The 14,078-nt window shown below is 60.6% G+C and carries 14 protein-coding genes; 6 read left to right on the forward strand and 8 right to left on the reverse strand.

Annotated elements, in window-relative coordinates:
- The first annotated feature begins 54 nt into the window (after positions 1 to 54).
- Positions 55 to 789, forward strand: coding sequence for an AzlC family ABC transporter permease (locus tag NRB16_RS01550; RefSeq protein ID WP_257105290.1), 735 nt, complete (start codon positions 55 to 57; stop codon positions 787 to 789).
- Positions 786 to 1,112: an AzlD domain-containing protein gene (locus tag NRB16_RS01555; protein ID WP_257105291.1), complete on the forward strand. Its 327-nt coding sequence runs from the start codon at positions 786 to 788 to the stop codon at positions 1,110 to 1,112. The genes NRB16_RS01550 and NRB16_RS01555 overlap by 4 nt, the downstream gene beginning before the upstream one ends.
- Here NRB16_RS01555 and NRB16_RS01560 read toward each other — a convergent pair.
- A complete protein-coding gene (locus tag NRB16_RS01560; protein ID WP_257105292.1) occupies positions 1,083 to 2,321 on the reverse strand; it encodes an MFS transporter in 1,239 nt (412 codons plus the stop codon). The two genes, NRB16_RS01555 and NRB16_RS01560, sit on opposite strands and share 30 nt — an antisense overlap.
- Before the next feature lie 156 nt (positions 2,322 to 2,477).
- On the opposite strand from NRB16_RS01560, the gene NRB16_RS01565 reads away from it, so the two are divergent.
- The gene (locus NRB16_RS01565) at positions 2,478 to 3,371 is read left to right on the forward strand and encodes a LysR family transcriptional regulator (RefSeq protein WP_253111665.1); all 894 of its coding nucleotides are present in this window, start codon (positions 2,478 to 2,480) and stop codon (positions 3,369 to 3,371) included.
- A 52-nt stretch (positions 3,372 to 3,423) separates the two neighbouring features.
- On the opposite strand, the gene NRB16_RS01570 is transcribed toward NRB16_RS01565, so the two are convergent.
- From NRB16_RS01570 to NRB16_RS01585, 4 genes are all read right to left on the reverse strand, one after another.
- Positions 3,424 to 4,437 carry an alpha/beta hydrolase gene (locus tag NRB16_RS01570; protein ID WP_257105401.1) on the reverse strand — a complete coding sequence of 338 codons (1,014 nt, stop codon included), beginning with the start codon at positions 4,435 to 4,437 and terminating at the stop codon, positions 3,424 to 3,426.
- 338 nt (positions 4,438 to 4,775) lie between these two features.
- Complete coding sequence (locus NRB16_RS01575; protein WP_257105293.1) at positions 4,776 to 5,591, reverse strand: hypothetical protein; 816 nt, start codon at positions 5,589 to 5,591, stop codon at positions 4,776 to 4,778.
- 162 nt (positions 5,592 to 5,753) lie between these two features.
- A complete protein-coding gene (locus tag NRB16_RS01580) occupies positions 5,754 to 7,379 on the reverse strand; it encodes a GMC family oxidoreductase (protein WP_257105294.1) in 1,626 nt (541 codons plus the stop codon).
- Between the two features lie 82 nt (positions 7,380 to 7,461).
- Entirely contained in the window at positions 7,462 to 8,721 is a 1,260-nt protein-coding gene (locus NRB16_RS01585; RefSeq protein WP_257105295.1) for an MFS transporter, read from the reverse strand.
- Positions 8,722 to 9,031: 310 nt separating this feature from the next.
- On the opposite strand from NRB16_RS01585, the gene NRB16_RS01590 reads away from it, so the two are divergent.
- The 3 genes from NRB16_RS01590 (at position 9,032) to NRB16_RS01600 (ending at position 11,921) form a co-directional block, all read left to right on the forward strand.
- Positions 9,032 to 9,991, forward strand: coding sequence for an AraC family transcriptional regulator (locus NRB16_RS01590; RefSeq protein ID WP_257105296.1), 960 nt, complete (start codon positions 9,032 to 9,034; stop codon positions 9,989 to 9,991).
- A gap of 281 nt (positions 9,992 to 10,272) precedes the next feature.
- Positions 10,273 to 11,130 (forward strand): transporter, encoded by an 858-nt coding sequence (locus tag NRB16_RS01595; RefSeq protein WP_257105297.1) that lies wholly within the window; start codon positions 10,273 to 10,275, stop codon positions 11,128 to 11,130.
- 131 nt (positions 11,131 to 11,261) lie between these two features.
- Positions 11,262 to 11,921: a LysE family translocator gene (locus NRB16_RS01600; RefSeq protein WP_144403339.1), complete on the forward strand. Its 660-nt coding sequence runs from the start codon at positions 11,262 to 11,264 to the stop codon at positions 11,919 to 11,921.
- Here the strand turns inward: NRB16_RS01600 and NRB16_RS01605 are convergent.
- Genes NRB16_RS01605 through NRB16_RS01615 form a run of 3 tightly spaced genes read right to left on the reverse strand, consistent with a single transcriptional unit; the run spans position 11,873 to position 13,961 of the window.
- Positions 11,873 to 12,679 carry an AraC family transcriptional regulator gene (locus tag NRB16_RS01605; protein ID WP_257105298.1) on the reverse strand — a complete coding sequence of 269 codons (807 nt, stop codon included), beginning with the start codon at positions 12,677 to 12,679 and terminating at the stop codon, positions 11,873 to 11,875. The two genes, NRB16_RS01600 and NRB16_RS01605, sit on opposite strands and share 49 nt — an antisense overlap.
- A gap of 51 nt (positions 12,680 to 12,730) precedes the next feature.
- A complete protein-coding gene (locus NRB16_RS01610) occupies positions 12,731 to 13,477 on the reverse strand; it encodes a class I SAM-dependent methyltransferase (protein ID WP_257105299.1) in 747 nt (248 codons plus the stop codon).
- On the reverse strand, positions 13,467 to 13,961 hold the full coding sequence (locus NRB16_RS01615; protein ID WP_257105300.1) for a MarR family winged helix-turn-helix transcriptional regulator: 495 nt from the start codon (positions 13,959 to 13,961) through the stop codon (positions 13,467 to 13,469). The genes NRB16_RS01610 and NRB16_RS01615 overlap by 11 nt, the downstream gene beginning before the upstream one ends.
- Positions 13,962 to 14,078: the final 117 nt, after the last annotated feature.

A 14,078-nucleotide genomic window follows, 5' to 3' on the forward strand; every position in this document is an offset into this window, starting at 1 on the left:
ACTGCCGCGATAACCCGGTGCGGGTGACTGTGCCCACATAAAAAGGAAAACCCGATGCCTTACCCCTCGGCCAGACATGCCTTCATGCACGGGGTGCGCGTACTGCTACCACTGACGCCGGGGGTGATTCCCTTTGGCCTGGTGACGGGCGTGACCGCGATCAATATGGGATTGTCACCGGCGACCACTCTGGGCATGGCCGCGATGTTCTATTCCGGTTCCGCACAGATGGCAGTGCTGCAACTGATGCACACCGGGGTGGTGCCGATCGCCATCGTGGTCACCGCGTGGATCATTAACCTGCGCTTCATCATGTATGGCGCCACCTTTGCACCGCACCTGCAGCATTTGCCGCGGCGCTGGTCCTGGCCGTCGGCTTACCTGCTGTCTGACCAGTCTTTTGCGCTGTGCAGCCTGAAGGCTTTTTCCGGTGAACTGGGGCCCTATCTGTTTCCGTTCTACGCTGGCACCGCAGTCGCCATGTGGCTGGCCTGGATGCTCTCGGTGGTAGCAGGGGTGTATGTCGGCGCGAGCATTCCGGAAAACTGGTCGCTGGGTTTTGCCATCCCGTTGTCATTCCTGGCCCTGCTGGTGCCCGGCATTCGCAGCAAACCGAGCCTGGGCGCGGCGGTGGTTGGTGGCCTGCTGGCGGTGTGGCTGGTGAGGTTGCCGTATAACCTGGGGCTGATCGTCGCCTCGTTGGGCGGCATCGTGGCCGGGCTGTGGATCGAGCGGTTGACCAATGCGTCGGGCAAGAGCGCAGCGCCTGCGACCGAGGAGGCTCAATGAGCGAGCTGACCATGTGGTTGATGTTTGCTGGCGTCGGTATCGGCACCTTTGCCATCCGCCTGTGTTTCATCGAGCTGCAAGGCCGCTGGCAGGTTCCGGCGCTGTTCACGCGGGCACTGCTGTACGTGCCCGCCAGTGTCATGGCCGCGCTGGCGTTGCCAGCGGTGGTCTACCCGCCAGGCCAGAGCAGCATCGATATCAGCAACCCGCAAATCCCGGCCGCCGTCATCGCTGCGCTGGTGGCCTGGAAGACCCGCAGTACGGTGCTGACCCTGGCGGTCGGGATGGCGGTGTTATGGGCAATCAGGTATCTGGTCGCGTAGCGGATTTCGGGAGGCGTTGATGCGGGCGGTGGCCAACGTCAGGGCAGCCGAAGCAATCAGCACAATGGCTGCGGCAACGAAGGTGGTTTGATAGCCTTGGGTATCGAACAGCACACCCCCCAGCGTGGAACCCAGAGCAATAGAGAGCTGGATCACCGCCACCATCAGCCCGCCGCCTGCTTCGGCATCAAACGGTACCGATTGAGCCAGCCATGACCACCAGCCCACCGGCGCGGCGGTGGCGACCAGGCCCCATAAGGCGAGCAGCACGAAGACCATCGCAACCGAATTCCCGAATGCCACCAGGCCAATGCCCAGTCCAGCCATCAGCAAAGGGATGACGATCAGGGTTCGATACAGGCCTTGTTTGATGAATGAACCGATGAGCAGGGTGCCTATGAAGCCGGCGATACCCAGTGCCAGCAACATCGTCGACAAGGTGGGTACATCAACGCGGGGCACGGTTTCCAGGAACGGACGAATGTAGGTGAACAGTTCGAACTGGCCCATAAAGAACAGGCCCACCGCGAGCATGCCCAGCGCCACCAGTGGATTGCCCAGCAGCGTGAATACATTGGCCGATCCTCTCGCCCGAGGCGCAGCCTGCATCGCTGGCAGGCTGATCCATTGCCAGATCAGGGCGATCAGCCCGACCGGAACAAGGCAGAAAAACGCACCGCGCCAACCGATGATACCGCCCAGATAGCTGCCCAGAGGGGCGGCGACGATGGTCGCCAGGGCATTGCCGCTGTTGAAGATCGCCAAGGCACGGGGCACGTTTTCGGCAGGCACCAGACGCATGGCGACAGCTGCCGACATCGACCAGAAGCCGCCAATCACCACGCCGATCAGGGCGCGCCCGACCATGTACATGATGTAGTTGCTGGCCAGCGCCACCACCAGTCCTGACACACACATCAGTGCGGTCAGCAGCAGCAACAGCGTCTTGCGGTTCATGGCGCCAGCGATCCATGAGATGGACAGGCTGGTCAGCACCGCAAAGGTGCCGGAAATGGCGATGCCATAACCGGCCAGGCCCTCGCTGACGCCCAGTTCGGTCGCGATGGGCGTCAGCAGGCTCACGGGCATGAACTCTGAGGCGATCAGCGCAAAGACGCACAGGGTCATGGCCCATACGCCGCTCCAGTGTGCCGGTGCCTGTGGGGCGGACAGGTCCTCGTGGACCGGCTCGATGCTTGGGTTTTTCATTGACGTCACTCGTAACCGTTATTCACGAAATGGCTTGCCGAAAAGTATTCAGCCGCCGGCTGAGGCCACGGCTGATCGTTCAAGGCCATGTTGACGTATCGGCATTGGCATGATTAGTAGGTATGGTTTTTATGAGTTACTGAGAAAAATTCAAGAATGAGCCGGCACAAAATCAACGATCTACAAGCCTTCGTGGCCGTTGCCCGCGATCAGAGCTTTACCAAAGCAGCGGTCAAACTGGGTGTCACGCCTTCGGCGCTCAGCCACACGTTGCGGGGGCTTGAAGAGCGGCTGGGCGTGCGGCTGTTGTCGCGTACGACGCGCAATGTCTCGACGACCGAAGCCGGTGACAGGTTGATGCGTTCCGTCGCACCGTTGTTCGAGCAGATCGCTGCCGAGGTTGAGGCGTTGAACGATTTGCGCGAGACGCCGCGCGGGACCATCCGTATCACCTGTACGGACGATTCGATTGAGTTGTGCGTGAGGTCGAAGCTCAAGCGGTTCACTGAGCAATACCCGGACATCGTACTGGAATTGTTCGTCGACTATGGCTTCACCAATGTGGTGGAAGAACGTTTTGATGCTGGCATTCGCCTCGGGGAGTCCATCAGCAAGGACATGATTGCGGTGCGCATCGGGCCAGACTGGCGACTGTCGCTGGTCGCCACGCCGGCTTACTTCGAACGTAACCCCGCGCCGGCCACGCCCTACGACTTGATGAAGCACACCTGCATCAATATTCGTCACCGGCCGTCCGGATCGATCTACGCCTGGGAGTTCGAGCGAGACGGCAAGCCCTTCACAGTCAAGGGCGAAGGACCGCTGGTGTTCAACAGCATTGTTCACGTACTCAATGCAGCTCTGGATGGAATCGGCATCGGCTATGTCCCGCAAGAGCTGGTCGCGCCTTACCTTGCCGATGGCCGACTCATCGAAGTGCTGCCGCAGTGGTGCCCGACATTTCAGGGGTTCCACCTGTATTACCCGAATCGAAGGCAGGCCTCGCCAGCGTTCGCGGCTCTGGTGCAAGCGTTGCGCTACACACCCTGATCGTCACTGGCGAGCCCTGTACAACGGTGCCCCGAGCGGAGCACCGAGGCGGTCACTTGAGATTGCGCTGATAAAAGCCGGTCAGTTTTTCCCAGGGAATCAGGTCGGCACGGTCATACAAATCGACGTGCCCGGCACCCTTGACGTAGTAAAGCTCCTTGGGTTCGGCAGCGCGCTGGAAGGCGTCTTCGCTGAACTCCCTGGAGTGTGCCTGATCACCTGTGATGAACAGCATCGGGCGTGGTGAAATCGTTTCTATATCGTTAAACGGGTAGAAATTCATGAAACGGATTTCGCTGCTCAGCATGCGGTTCTGGGTTTGCTCCAGCGTCATGCCTTGCGGGGTGGCCGCCCCGCGTGGCGTGCGGTAGAACTCCCAGAACTCGCGGGTTATCGGGTCGGTCTCGGCATCCGCCTGCGCGGGCAGGTAATCAAGGAAAATGCCCTTGCCGGTGGTGTACTCGGTGTAGCGCTGTTCGGCCGCTTTGGCGAGCAACGCCTTGCGCTGGTCCAGGGTCACGGAGTGCTGCAGGCCATGGCGGGTAACGGCACCCATGTCGTACATGCTGACGGTGGCAACGGCTTTCAGGCGCGGGTCGAGTTTGGCCGCGCTGATCGAGAAACTGCCACTGCCACAAATGCCTAATACACCGATACGGTCACGGTCAACGAGGTCACTTGTGCCCAGGTAATCGACCGCTGCGCTGAACGCTTCGGTGTACAGCTCGGGAGCCACCAGATTGCGCGGCTGGCCCTCGCTTTCGCCCCAGAACGGCAGATCAATGGCCAGGGTTACGAAGCCTTGCTCAGCCAGTTTCTGCGCGTAGAGCATGGCGCTTTGCTCTTTCACCGCGCCCATGGGATGGCCGACGATGATGGCGGGTGCCTTGGGCTTGCGATCAAGGTTTTTCGGTGTCACCAGATTGCCGGTGACCTGCATGTTGTACTGGTTCTTGAACGTCACTTTCTGCACGGTGACGCTGGCGCTGTTATAAAAGTTATCAGCGCCTGCGGGGATCGCCGGGGCCTTCAGTGCCTGCGCGGCAAGAGCGGAACCGGCTGGCAGGGAAAGCAGGCCGAGTGAGGCGAGAAAAATACCGATGGCCGCCAGCCGCGCGCGGGGTTTGCCGGCAACAGGCAGGGGATTGGAGTTGGCTTGGGTAATCGTTAAAGAACTACTCACAGTCAGTGCACCTTATCAAGCAGGAGTCAAAGGTCAGGCCAGCCAGAACCGCTACCGGTGGTGGCTGCTGTTCCCGGTGACCGCTATGTTGACTGTCCGCGAGTCTGCTGATTAGTAGGGGGCGTTTTCATGTCTTTGTGAAAAAAACTCAGTAGTTCGTGGCGCAGCGCTAGCGTCTTGCATGGCGATCGCTGGTGTCGCCAATGCCGCTCACGCGGCGGCTAATCCTTGCGCACCCGGCTGACGTTGAACCCCATTGGTCGGGTAGCGCCGGAGAATCTATAGCGGCCCACCTCGACTGCCTGACTGTCTGGGCCTTCGCTATGCACTTCGCTGTTCAGTTTAAAGACCTGCGCTTCATCCAGCCCAGGTTCCAGGACCCGAATCACAGCCCGGGTGGCGCACAGCATCATCCGATATTGCGCTTGGCCATCGTTGAGCGGTGCCAAGGCACTGTACCAGCGCCCACGGGTTATCGAACCGTCGCCGTCTGAGTCCAGTTGCGCCTGTATCGCTGCATTCTTGTCTGTCCACAGCTGAGACGGCTGGTCCAGCCTGGCCTGGCTCAAGGCCTGCGACGGCGTGATCTCGCGGCACCAACTGTGCTCTTTGAGTGCGCTGATGAAGCTCTGATTGAAGGCTTGGACGGTCATGCCAAAGCTCAGTGGCTGATCACAGCCATAGCGGTATTCGAGGCGGTCGATCCTGCCGAGTCCAGCTTCCTTGAACAACTGCCTGGCGTCGTCGAGGAAGCTGTGGTCGTCCAGTTCTCCGCATTCACGAGTGACCTGGACAACCTGGGTGAAGGTGCCCTGCAAGTCGAAGCTGACAGCGAAACTCATGTTTGCGCTTTCGCCGTAGCGCGCACGCAACCTGGCCACTGCACTGTCGAGCTGATCTTTGCGGGCCAGCATCGCCTGGACATGCTGGTAATTGCGGTAGTAGCGGCCTGGCACAGACCAGTCGACTTGCACGGCGATGTACAGCATTGCGCTGAGGCCGAGCAATACCAGCAGCAGGCGTGTTCGTTTGGGCATATTGGTCACAGTTGCAAGGTTGCGCACAGTATCGGCGACGAGTTGGCTGGCTTGAGCGTTATCCTGCAATAGCGTCCGGCATATGCCTCGCCAGCGCCCCAGGTGCAGGCAGCAGGCAAGCCGGCGCTGAACAGAACACACGTGCCCGCCGCCCAAATCGCCTCAAGCAATCGACTTGCCCAACAACAGATCGGCCGCTTTCTCGCCGATCATGATCGCCGGGGCATTGGTGTTGCCGGTGATCAGCGTCGGCATGATCGAGGCATCGGCCACCCGCAGGCCCTCAAGCCCGTGTACGCGCAGTTGATCGTCGACCACCGCCAGGTCGTCGTGGCCCATCTTGCAGGTGCCGACCGGGTGGAACACCGTGCCCAGGTTGGCGCGAATCCAGGTTTCGATCTGGCTGCGGCTGGTGACCTGCGGGCCGGGCACCAGTTCGCCCTTGAGGTGTCGGGCAAAACTCTCGGTGGCGACCAGTTTGCGGATCAACTGCACGCCCTGAACCAGCGTGTCGAGGTCTGCCGGGTCGCTGAGGAAGTTGGCTTCGATCAGCGGTTTGTCATGCGGGTCTGGTGAGTTCAGGCCGATCCGCCCGCGGCTGCGCGGGTGCATCACTGCCACATGCAGGCTGATACCGTGACCGACCGGGATGACGCGCTGCGGCTGGTTTTTCAGCGCCGGGGCGACGATCACGCCGATTTCCGGTGTGGCGGCTTGTGGGTCCAGGCGCAGAAAACCACCGGACTCTACGGTGTTCGAAGTCATCGGCCCACGGCGGCCAAACAGGTACTGCAATGGCGACAGCGCGAGCCTGCCGATGCCTTTGCTGCTGAGCCCGTAGCCTAGCTCGGCATCTGAGCGGTACATCAGCACCACGTCCTGATGGTCCTGCAGGTTTTCCCCGACACCGGGCAGTTCGTGCTGTTGCGCAATGCCGTGACGGGCCAGTTCGGCAGCCGGGCCGATACCGGACAGCAGCAACAACTGGGGTGAGTTGATCGCGCCGGCGCTGAGAATCACTTCACGGTTGGCCAGCAGTTTTATCACCTCACCGTCGTGGCTGACTTCGACGCCGGTCGCCCGTTTGCCCTCCAGCAGTACCCGATGGGTCAGGGTGCTGCTGAGAATGGTCAGGTTGCGGCGTTGCAGGATCGGATGCAGAAACGCTCTGGAGGCGCTGCAGCGTTCGCCGTTGATCTGGGTGACATGGAACGGGCCGATGCCTTCCTGTTGCTCGCCGTTGAAGTCGGCGTTGTAAGGCCAGCCCAGCTCGGCGGCGGCCTCATAGAACACCTGATTGACCGGGCTTGGGCTGCGCTGCTCGGCGACGTTGAGTTCGCCACCACGGCCATGCCATTGCGACTCGCCCGGCTCGAAGTGTTCGCTGCGGCGAAAGTACGCCAGCAACTCATCGTAGCTCCAGCCACGGTTGCCCGCAGCGGCCCAGCGGTCATAGTCATTGCGGTCACCACGGATGTAGATCATCCCGTTGATTGCGCTGGAGCCACCCCAGACCTTGCCGCGCGGGCAGGGGATTTCGGGGTTGGTGACGCCGTTCTGCGGCGCGAAGCGGTGCATCCAGTTCCACTTCGGGTTGGCGATCAGGCGGATGATCCCGGCGGGTGTGCGGATGTAGCCGGCCGGCAGCGGGGTGCGGTCGCTGGGGCCGGCTTCCACCAGGCAGACTGAAACCGATGGGTCGGCTGACAGTCGGTTGGCCAGCACGCAGCCGGCGGAACCTGCGCCGATCACGATGTAGTCGAAGCTGCGTTGAGTGAGGGTGGTCATAGGGTGTACCTCATAATGCCAAGTGCTGGTGGAGCCCGCGCACGCGCGCGGGCTCCACGTTTTTTCTGGTCTGGGTCGGGTATCAGGCCTGGCCTGTCTTGGCGGGCAGAGCGCCCGCAAGGTTTTTGCGGGCCAGCACGGCCGGTGCGGTTTCTTGCAGAAACAGCGACAGCAAACCGGCCAGCAGCGCGCCGCCGCAGGAGATCCACATGATGATTGACAGGCCGAAGCGGTCAGCGGCAAAGCCGGCGATGGTCGGTGCCACGAAGCCGCCAATCAGTTCGCCAAGGCCCATGATCAGGCCCAGCGCGGTGGCGATGTTGCCGCGGGCCACGGTCTCTGCCGGAATGGTGGCCATGAACAGGGTGAAGCAGCCAAGTCCTGTGTAGGTCAGCACCAGCAATGCACCGAGGCTGATGGCATCGGGCGCATACAGCAGCGCAATCGGGCAGGCTGCCGCCAGCAGCGAAAAAATCACCAGGGTCGGACGACGGCCGAGCCGGTCGGAGATCGCCGCCACGCCGAAGCCCCAGATCACCCAGGCGACGCCCAGGCAACTCATCAGGGTGCCCATGGTGCTGGCACTGAAGCCACGGATGCTGACCAGAAAGGTCGGCGTGAAAGAGATCAGCACTACAAACCAAGTGACGAAGGTGCAACTGATCAACGTGCAGAGCATGATGTTGCGGATCTTCAACAGGGCAAAAATGCTGACTTTGCCGGTTTCGCTGTTGGTGGGCTGCGCCGCCGGGCGTGGTTCGTCAGGTTTTACGTAGCGCCAGATCAGCCAGGCGATCAGCAGCCCAGGCAGCAGCGAAACGATGAACGCGTGACGCCAGCCGAATGCCTCGGCCAGGGCCACCAGCACTGGCGGGCCGGCCACTGCGCCCAGCAGGCCGGCGGCCGAGCCTTGCAGCAGGCCCATGTTCAGGCCGCGCCGATGCGGCGATGACGCCTCGACCATCAGCGATTGCGACAACGGCAGGATCGGCCCTTCGGCCAGCCCCATGATGGCGCGAAACAGCAGCAGGCTGAGGAAACCTCCGACCAGCCCGGACACTGCCGAACACAGTGAAAACAGAATAACCGCCACGATCAGCACCGGCTTGCGCTTGCCGTGGCGGTCGGACCAGGCACCGACCACCAGCCCGGAAATCGCCCAGGCCAGCGCCAGTACCGAAGACAGCATGCCCAAGTGGCTGTTGTTCAGTTGCAGCTCCTGCTGCATGAACGGAAACAGAAAAGACAGCGCCAGACGATCGAAAAAGACGAAGCCGAAAGTCAGGAACAGGATGCACAGCAAAGTGTTTTCATAGCGGGCGGTATTATTTTTATACGCCATGTCGTTCTCCAGGCCAGGGGCCAGTCACAGAGGCAGAAAATCGTCTAGCTCAAGGGCGTGCTCAGGGTGGCCGGGCAGCGCGCTGTCGCAAGGTGGTGAGCATGGTTTTTCCCGGTCTTGTCAGGGCCAGACAAACTCTATCTGCGGCCCGAAATCGGGGTTTGATCTGAACGGTCAGGATGTTTGTGGTTTCCTGACATCGATTTCCCAAAGGCTGGAAAGGGTAAAAGTGCGACCGTTGACGCTTGAATGTTCACATGTTAATCATGTGTTTGCGGCTTCGATGCCCTGCCATACAGAGAACAATAAAATGCCTGCCACGACAGTGCTTGAAACACGGCGAGCCAGCACCCTCGATATACCGGTCGAGCAACGCCTGGCTTTTTGGGATGACTACAATGCGTCGATTCTGGTTGGCCTGAAGTGTTCGTCCTTTGCCCAGAAAGGATTGACGGCCACCCAAGACAACCTGTGTCTTGATCGATTACGGCTGGCGCGCATCGACGGCAATGAACATGTGGTCGAACGCAGCCTGCCGATGATTCGGTCGACGCCCAGCGAGTCCATCTTTGTCGCGTTGGTGCAGCACAGTCAGTCGTTCTTTTACCAGGGCGACAATTGTCTGCTGTTACAGCCCGGTGACCTGTTGCTTTATCGAAATGACAAACCTTACCTGTTTGGTTTTTCCGGGCCGATGCGTTTGTTTATCTTCGATATGCCGGCCAGTGACTTTGCCGAACACTGCCTGCGTGATTTGCAGGGCGCGGTCAGAGTGGGCGCCGAAAGTCCGGTGCAACGCTTGCTGGTTCGCTCATTGGGTGAGCGTGTCGATGGCTTTTTCGATGCCCCCCGTCATGAACAGGCCGCTCGCTTCCAGACTGAGACTTACGACCTGCTGGCCAGCATCATCAGCGACCACGCCGGCGAGCACCGGGCCAGCGCGCTGAGCGCGGCCTACCTGCTGGCTGCCAAACAGTATATTCAGCAGCACCTTGATGACCCGGCGCTCAGTTGCGAGCAGGTCGCGGCGGCCACCGGGGTCTCCAGTCGCCACCTGGCGCGGTTGTTCGCCCAGGAAGGCGGGGCGCCGGGCCGTTACTTGCTGGAAAAGCGCCTGGCGCGTGCCCGGCAAATGCTCGCTTCGCCTATGGGCGCGCGTTTGGGTGTGGCTGAAATTGCCTATTGCAACGGGTTCTCCAGCCAGGCGCACTTTGCCCGCTCTTTCAAGGCGCGTTATGGCGTGACGCCCAGTGAGGTACGCCGGGGTTGATGTAGCTGGCCACCGGATTGGCAGAAAATGCCAACAATCGTGGCCGCGCGGATCAAACAGGCACTTCTGATGGGTTGTTTAATATCACGGTAAGCCGGTGTGTAGCAGGGGATAACCGTCATCTTGTTATCAGGGTGATGGCCAGTTTCCCTGAGCGCACTGTCACGGCGGTCAAATTTTAAATAACTGATCAAGCAACTTCATGGCCTCTAGGTACATGTAAACGTGCCGGGGTATGTGTGCGCGATGACAACTAACCATAACAATAAATGAGGTTGGTCATGAGAAACATTGGCTCTTGCTCGTGTGCAAGTTTTGGCTTGCTGATGGCGGCTCAGTTCGCCCAGGCGGATGTGCGTCCCGACCCCGGTGATTACACCGCGTTATCGAAGGGCACTAACGCCGTCGTGCTCTATCAACAGAATCCGCGGGGGGAGGCGCAGTATTCCGGTGGCGAAAAAGTTGCCGATGACCTGGGGCTGAAAATGACCGTGGGTGTGTTGCGCCTGATCCACTTCACGGATTTTTTTGGCACTGGCTACACTTGGGATCCGCAGATCGTGATCCCGTTCGGGCGTCAGGAGGTAGGTCTGATCGACAGCAAGAACACCGGCATCGGTGACATCACTTTCGGCGGTACGGTATGGACCATCGCTGATCAGGCGCGTAATGAACATCTGGGCTGGTCGGTGTTTGTCACGGCCCCCACCGGTGCAGACAAAGACCAAGGCTTTGCCTTGAGCAATAACCGCTGGGCACTGGATTTGCAGGTCGGCTATATCAAGGGCCTGACCGACCGCATCACCTGGGACGTGATCGCCGAGACCGAGTTCTATGACAATCAGCGTTCCACTGACGCAAAGAAAGACCCGTTGCTGCAACTGCACAACCACTTGCGCTACAACTTCACCCCGCAAACCTACGCGGCGCTGTCTTACCGGCATAACTGGGGCGCCAGGGAAACACTGGACGGGCGCACACTGGCAAGCCGTCACGATAACGGCACTGTAGGTTTTACCGTGGCGACCATGCTCAGTAATCAGTTACAGGTGTTGGGGCAAGTGCAGCGGGATACTTCGATTCGTGAAGGGGTAAAGATCGACCATTCGTTGCAGTTTCGCCTGGCCTATTTCTACTGATATAAGCGCCTGGGTGCTTCACTGAGCAATTTTTTCCAAGAATTGTCCTGGGCAGGCTGTTTTGATGGCGCTGCGCTGATCCTGCACGTTCACGGCGGGCGCCTGTCTGGCAGTTGTTCAAGGAAACGATGATGGAATTTGGTAACGGTTTTTTGCTCAGCCTTTCGCTGTGCCTGGAGATTGGCCTGGCCAATATGGCGATGATCAATCTGGCGATGCAGCGCGGTTTTTCCCAGGGCGTATGGCTGGGCATCGGCACCTGTGTCGGTGATCTGCTCTACGCGGTGTTGGCCATGGCCGGGATGGCTGTCCTGTTGCAGATCGAGTGGGTGCGCTGGGTGCTGTGGCTCGGTGGTTCGCTGGTGCTCGGTTACCTGTGTGTGAAGATGCTGCGCAGCGCCCTGAACGTGCGTGCAGACAACCTGCAGGCGGCGGGTGATCAGTGGGGCCGGAGCAACCTGGCGCTGTTTTCTCGCGGCATCATCCTGGCGATGTCGTCGCCCAGCGCAATCCTGTGGTTCGCTGCAGTGGGCGGCGCAATCATCGCCCGGCAAGGCGCCGACATGACCGGCGCCGGCCTGTTCCTCGGCGGGTTCTTCACTGCCGGGGTGTTCTGGGCCTGCGCGTTGTGCCTGCTGGCGGCACAGGGTGGGCGGCTGCTGGGGCCGCGGCTGATGAAGTACACCTACATCGGCTCGGCGCTGATCTTTGCTTACTTTGCCGTTTACGTCGTGCTCACCGGCTACCTGGAGTTTTTCCCGGCTTCACCGCCAGCAAGCATCGAGCTGTAGCCCAGCGGCGATGCGCCCATCACTTTACGGAAGGCGTTGCTTAGATGGGCCTGATCGAAAAAGCCCAGCTCTGCGGCAACCCGTGCCGGCGGCTCGCCATGGCGTAGACGCTTGCGGGCTTCGATCAGGCGCAACTGCTGGAAATACTGCATGGGCGGCAACTGCGCGGCGGCCTTGAAGCTGCGCACCAGATGAAACTTTGACACGTTGGCTTCGGCGCAGAGGTCTTCGAGTTCGAGCGGTTCATTGAGGTTGGCCTGCATGAAGCGGATCAACTGCCCGACGCGCGCCGGCTCCGCAGGCCTGGCGGCCGACGTCGTGAGCCGCGCCAGCTCGCTGACCAGGCTCAGCAACGCTTCTTCAACATCAAGCGTGTCGAGGCACTGATAAAGCCCGGTGATGGCACCGAACAGTGCGGTATCGCTCAGCGCGCCTTCGTGCAGAATCGGCAGGGCATGCGTGCTGGCGGTTTCGCTGAGTGCCGAGTGCAGCGTCTGTGCGTCAAGGTGCAGGCTGATGAACTGCACCCCCTCGGCGGTAAACTCCGACGCCTGAATGGTCATGGGGTTGTACAACGTGACCTGACCCGGACTGACCTGCTGCTGGCGACCGTTGAACCAGATCCGTTCGTGACCGCGCAGGTTGGCGCTGATGACATACTCTTCATGGGTATGTTTCGGGTAGCCGGTGTTCTGCGCTGTTACCTTCGAGCACTCGATGTGCGCGATGCGGGTCAGATGTTCCAGTGTCACAGGCATGGGCAGGCTGTCTCAAACGTGCGTGCAGCCAGTATCTGGCAGGTGCGGATTCTATGACAACACCTTGCCCACCCGCATATTGATCGGCCAACTGATGGTTCTGGTGTCGGTTGCATCGCCCCACATGGCCGCCAGGTCTTGGGCAAAGCGCAGCAGTAGGTCCTGTTGAGCGTCCTGTTGCGCCTTGCGCACCGCCGACCAGGTCGAGACATAGCCCAGAAACGCGGGCAAGTCCCAGTCCAGTTTGATGCTCAAGGCAGGTGCAGTGACCGGCTCGAAGGGAAACGCCAGGGTCTGGTAACCCTCGTCGACCAGCTTGCGCTCGGCCGGCCAGTACGGGCCGATCTCTTGCCAGTAGAACTGCGCAAAGCGCTTGCCCAATTCGCCTTCAAGACCCAGCACGCCATAGCTGATCAGTGCCAGCACCGCATCCCGCTCGGCAATCCGCCGTACCTCGTTGTAGAACACCGGCAGGTCGAACCAGTGCGCGGCCTGGGCGGCAGTGATCAGGCTGGCACTGTGGTCGGGCAGCGGAATGCTTTCGGCCGGGGCGCATTGGTAAGTGATATTGCTGTGCGCCACGGTGTGGGCGATCTGCTCGGCGCTGGGGTCGAACCCTGCGACCTGCGAAAAATGCCCGGCCAGTTGCTGAGTGAGCTGGCCATTGCCGCAACCGACGTCCACCGCCAGGGTCCGGTTCGGCGCGAGGCTGGCCAGGTATTCGCTCAGTGCAGCAGGGTAGTGAGGCCGATAACGCGAGTAATCAGCCGCGCCCTGATCGAACCAGTTATTGCTCATTGAGTGTTTTTCCTGCGCAGTGGTTGAGTTTCAGCTCTGTCAGCCGCTGGGCAAAGCCTTTCTGCTCCAGCGCCCGAGCGGCGTGTTGCAGTGCCTGACACAGCGGATAGCCGATCTCCTGTTCGAGGTTTTCGATCACCTGAAAAGTGGTTGCCCAGTGCTGCTCAAGGCGGGCGATCAACTGCTGGCCGTGGGCGGTCAGCTCGATGCGGCTCATACGTGCATCTGCCTGACGCTGGCGAGCAATCAGGCCCTCGCTCTCCATCTGACCCACCGTCTGGCTGATCGCGCCCTGGGTCAGGTGACTGTGGGCGGTGATCTGCGTCACGGTGCTGGCGCCGGCCTGAATGGCACGCAGCACCGGCGTGAAGCGCGCCCGGTAGTCCAGGCCCATCTGCTGGTAGTGGTGTTGCGCGCCGTGCTCTACCAATTCGTTGACATAGCGCAGCAGTTCACCCAGGCCGGGTTGTTTTTTCTCGGACATGCGGGCCTCCTTGGGCAATGCGTGAAAACTACATTAGCGCTAATGTAATTGGCAAGCGCTGTTTCAGAACCTGTGCTGGCCTGGCAAGCGGCGCGTGGAGTAAGGTGAGGCGCTGCA

The sequence above is a fragment of the Pseudomonas sp. LJDD11 genome (assembly GCF_024584215.1).
GTDB lineage: Bacteria > Pseudomonadota > Gammaproteobacteria > Pseudomonadales > Pseudomonadaceae > Aquipseudomonas.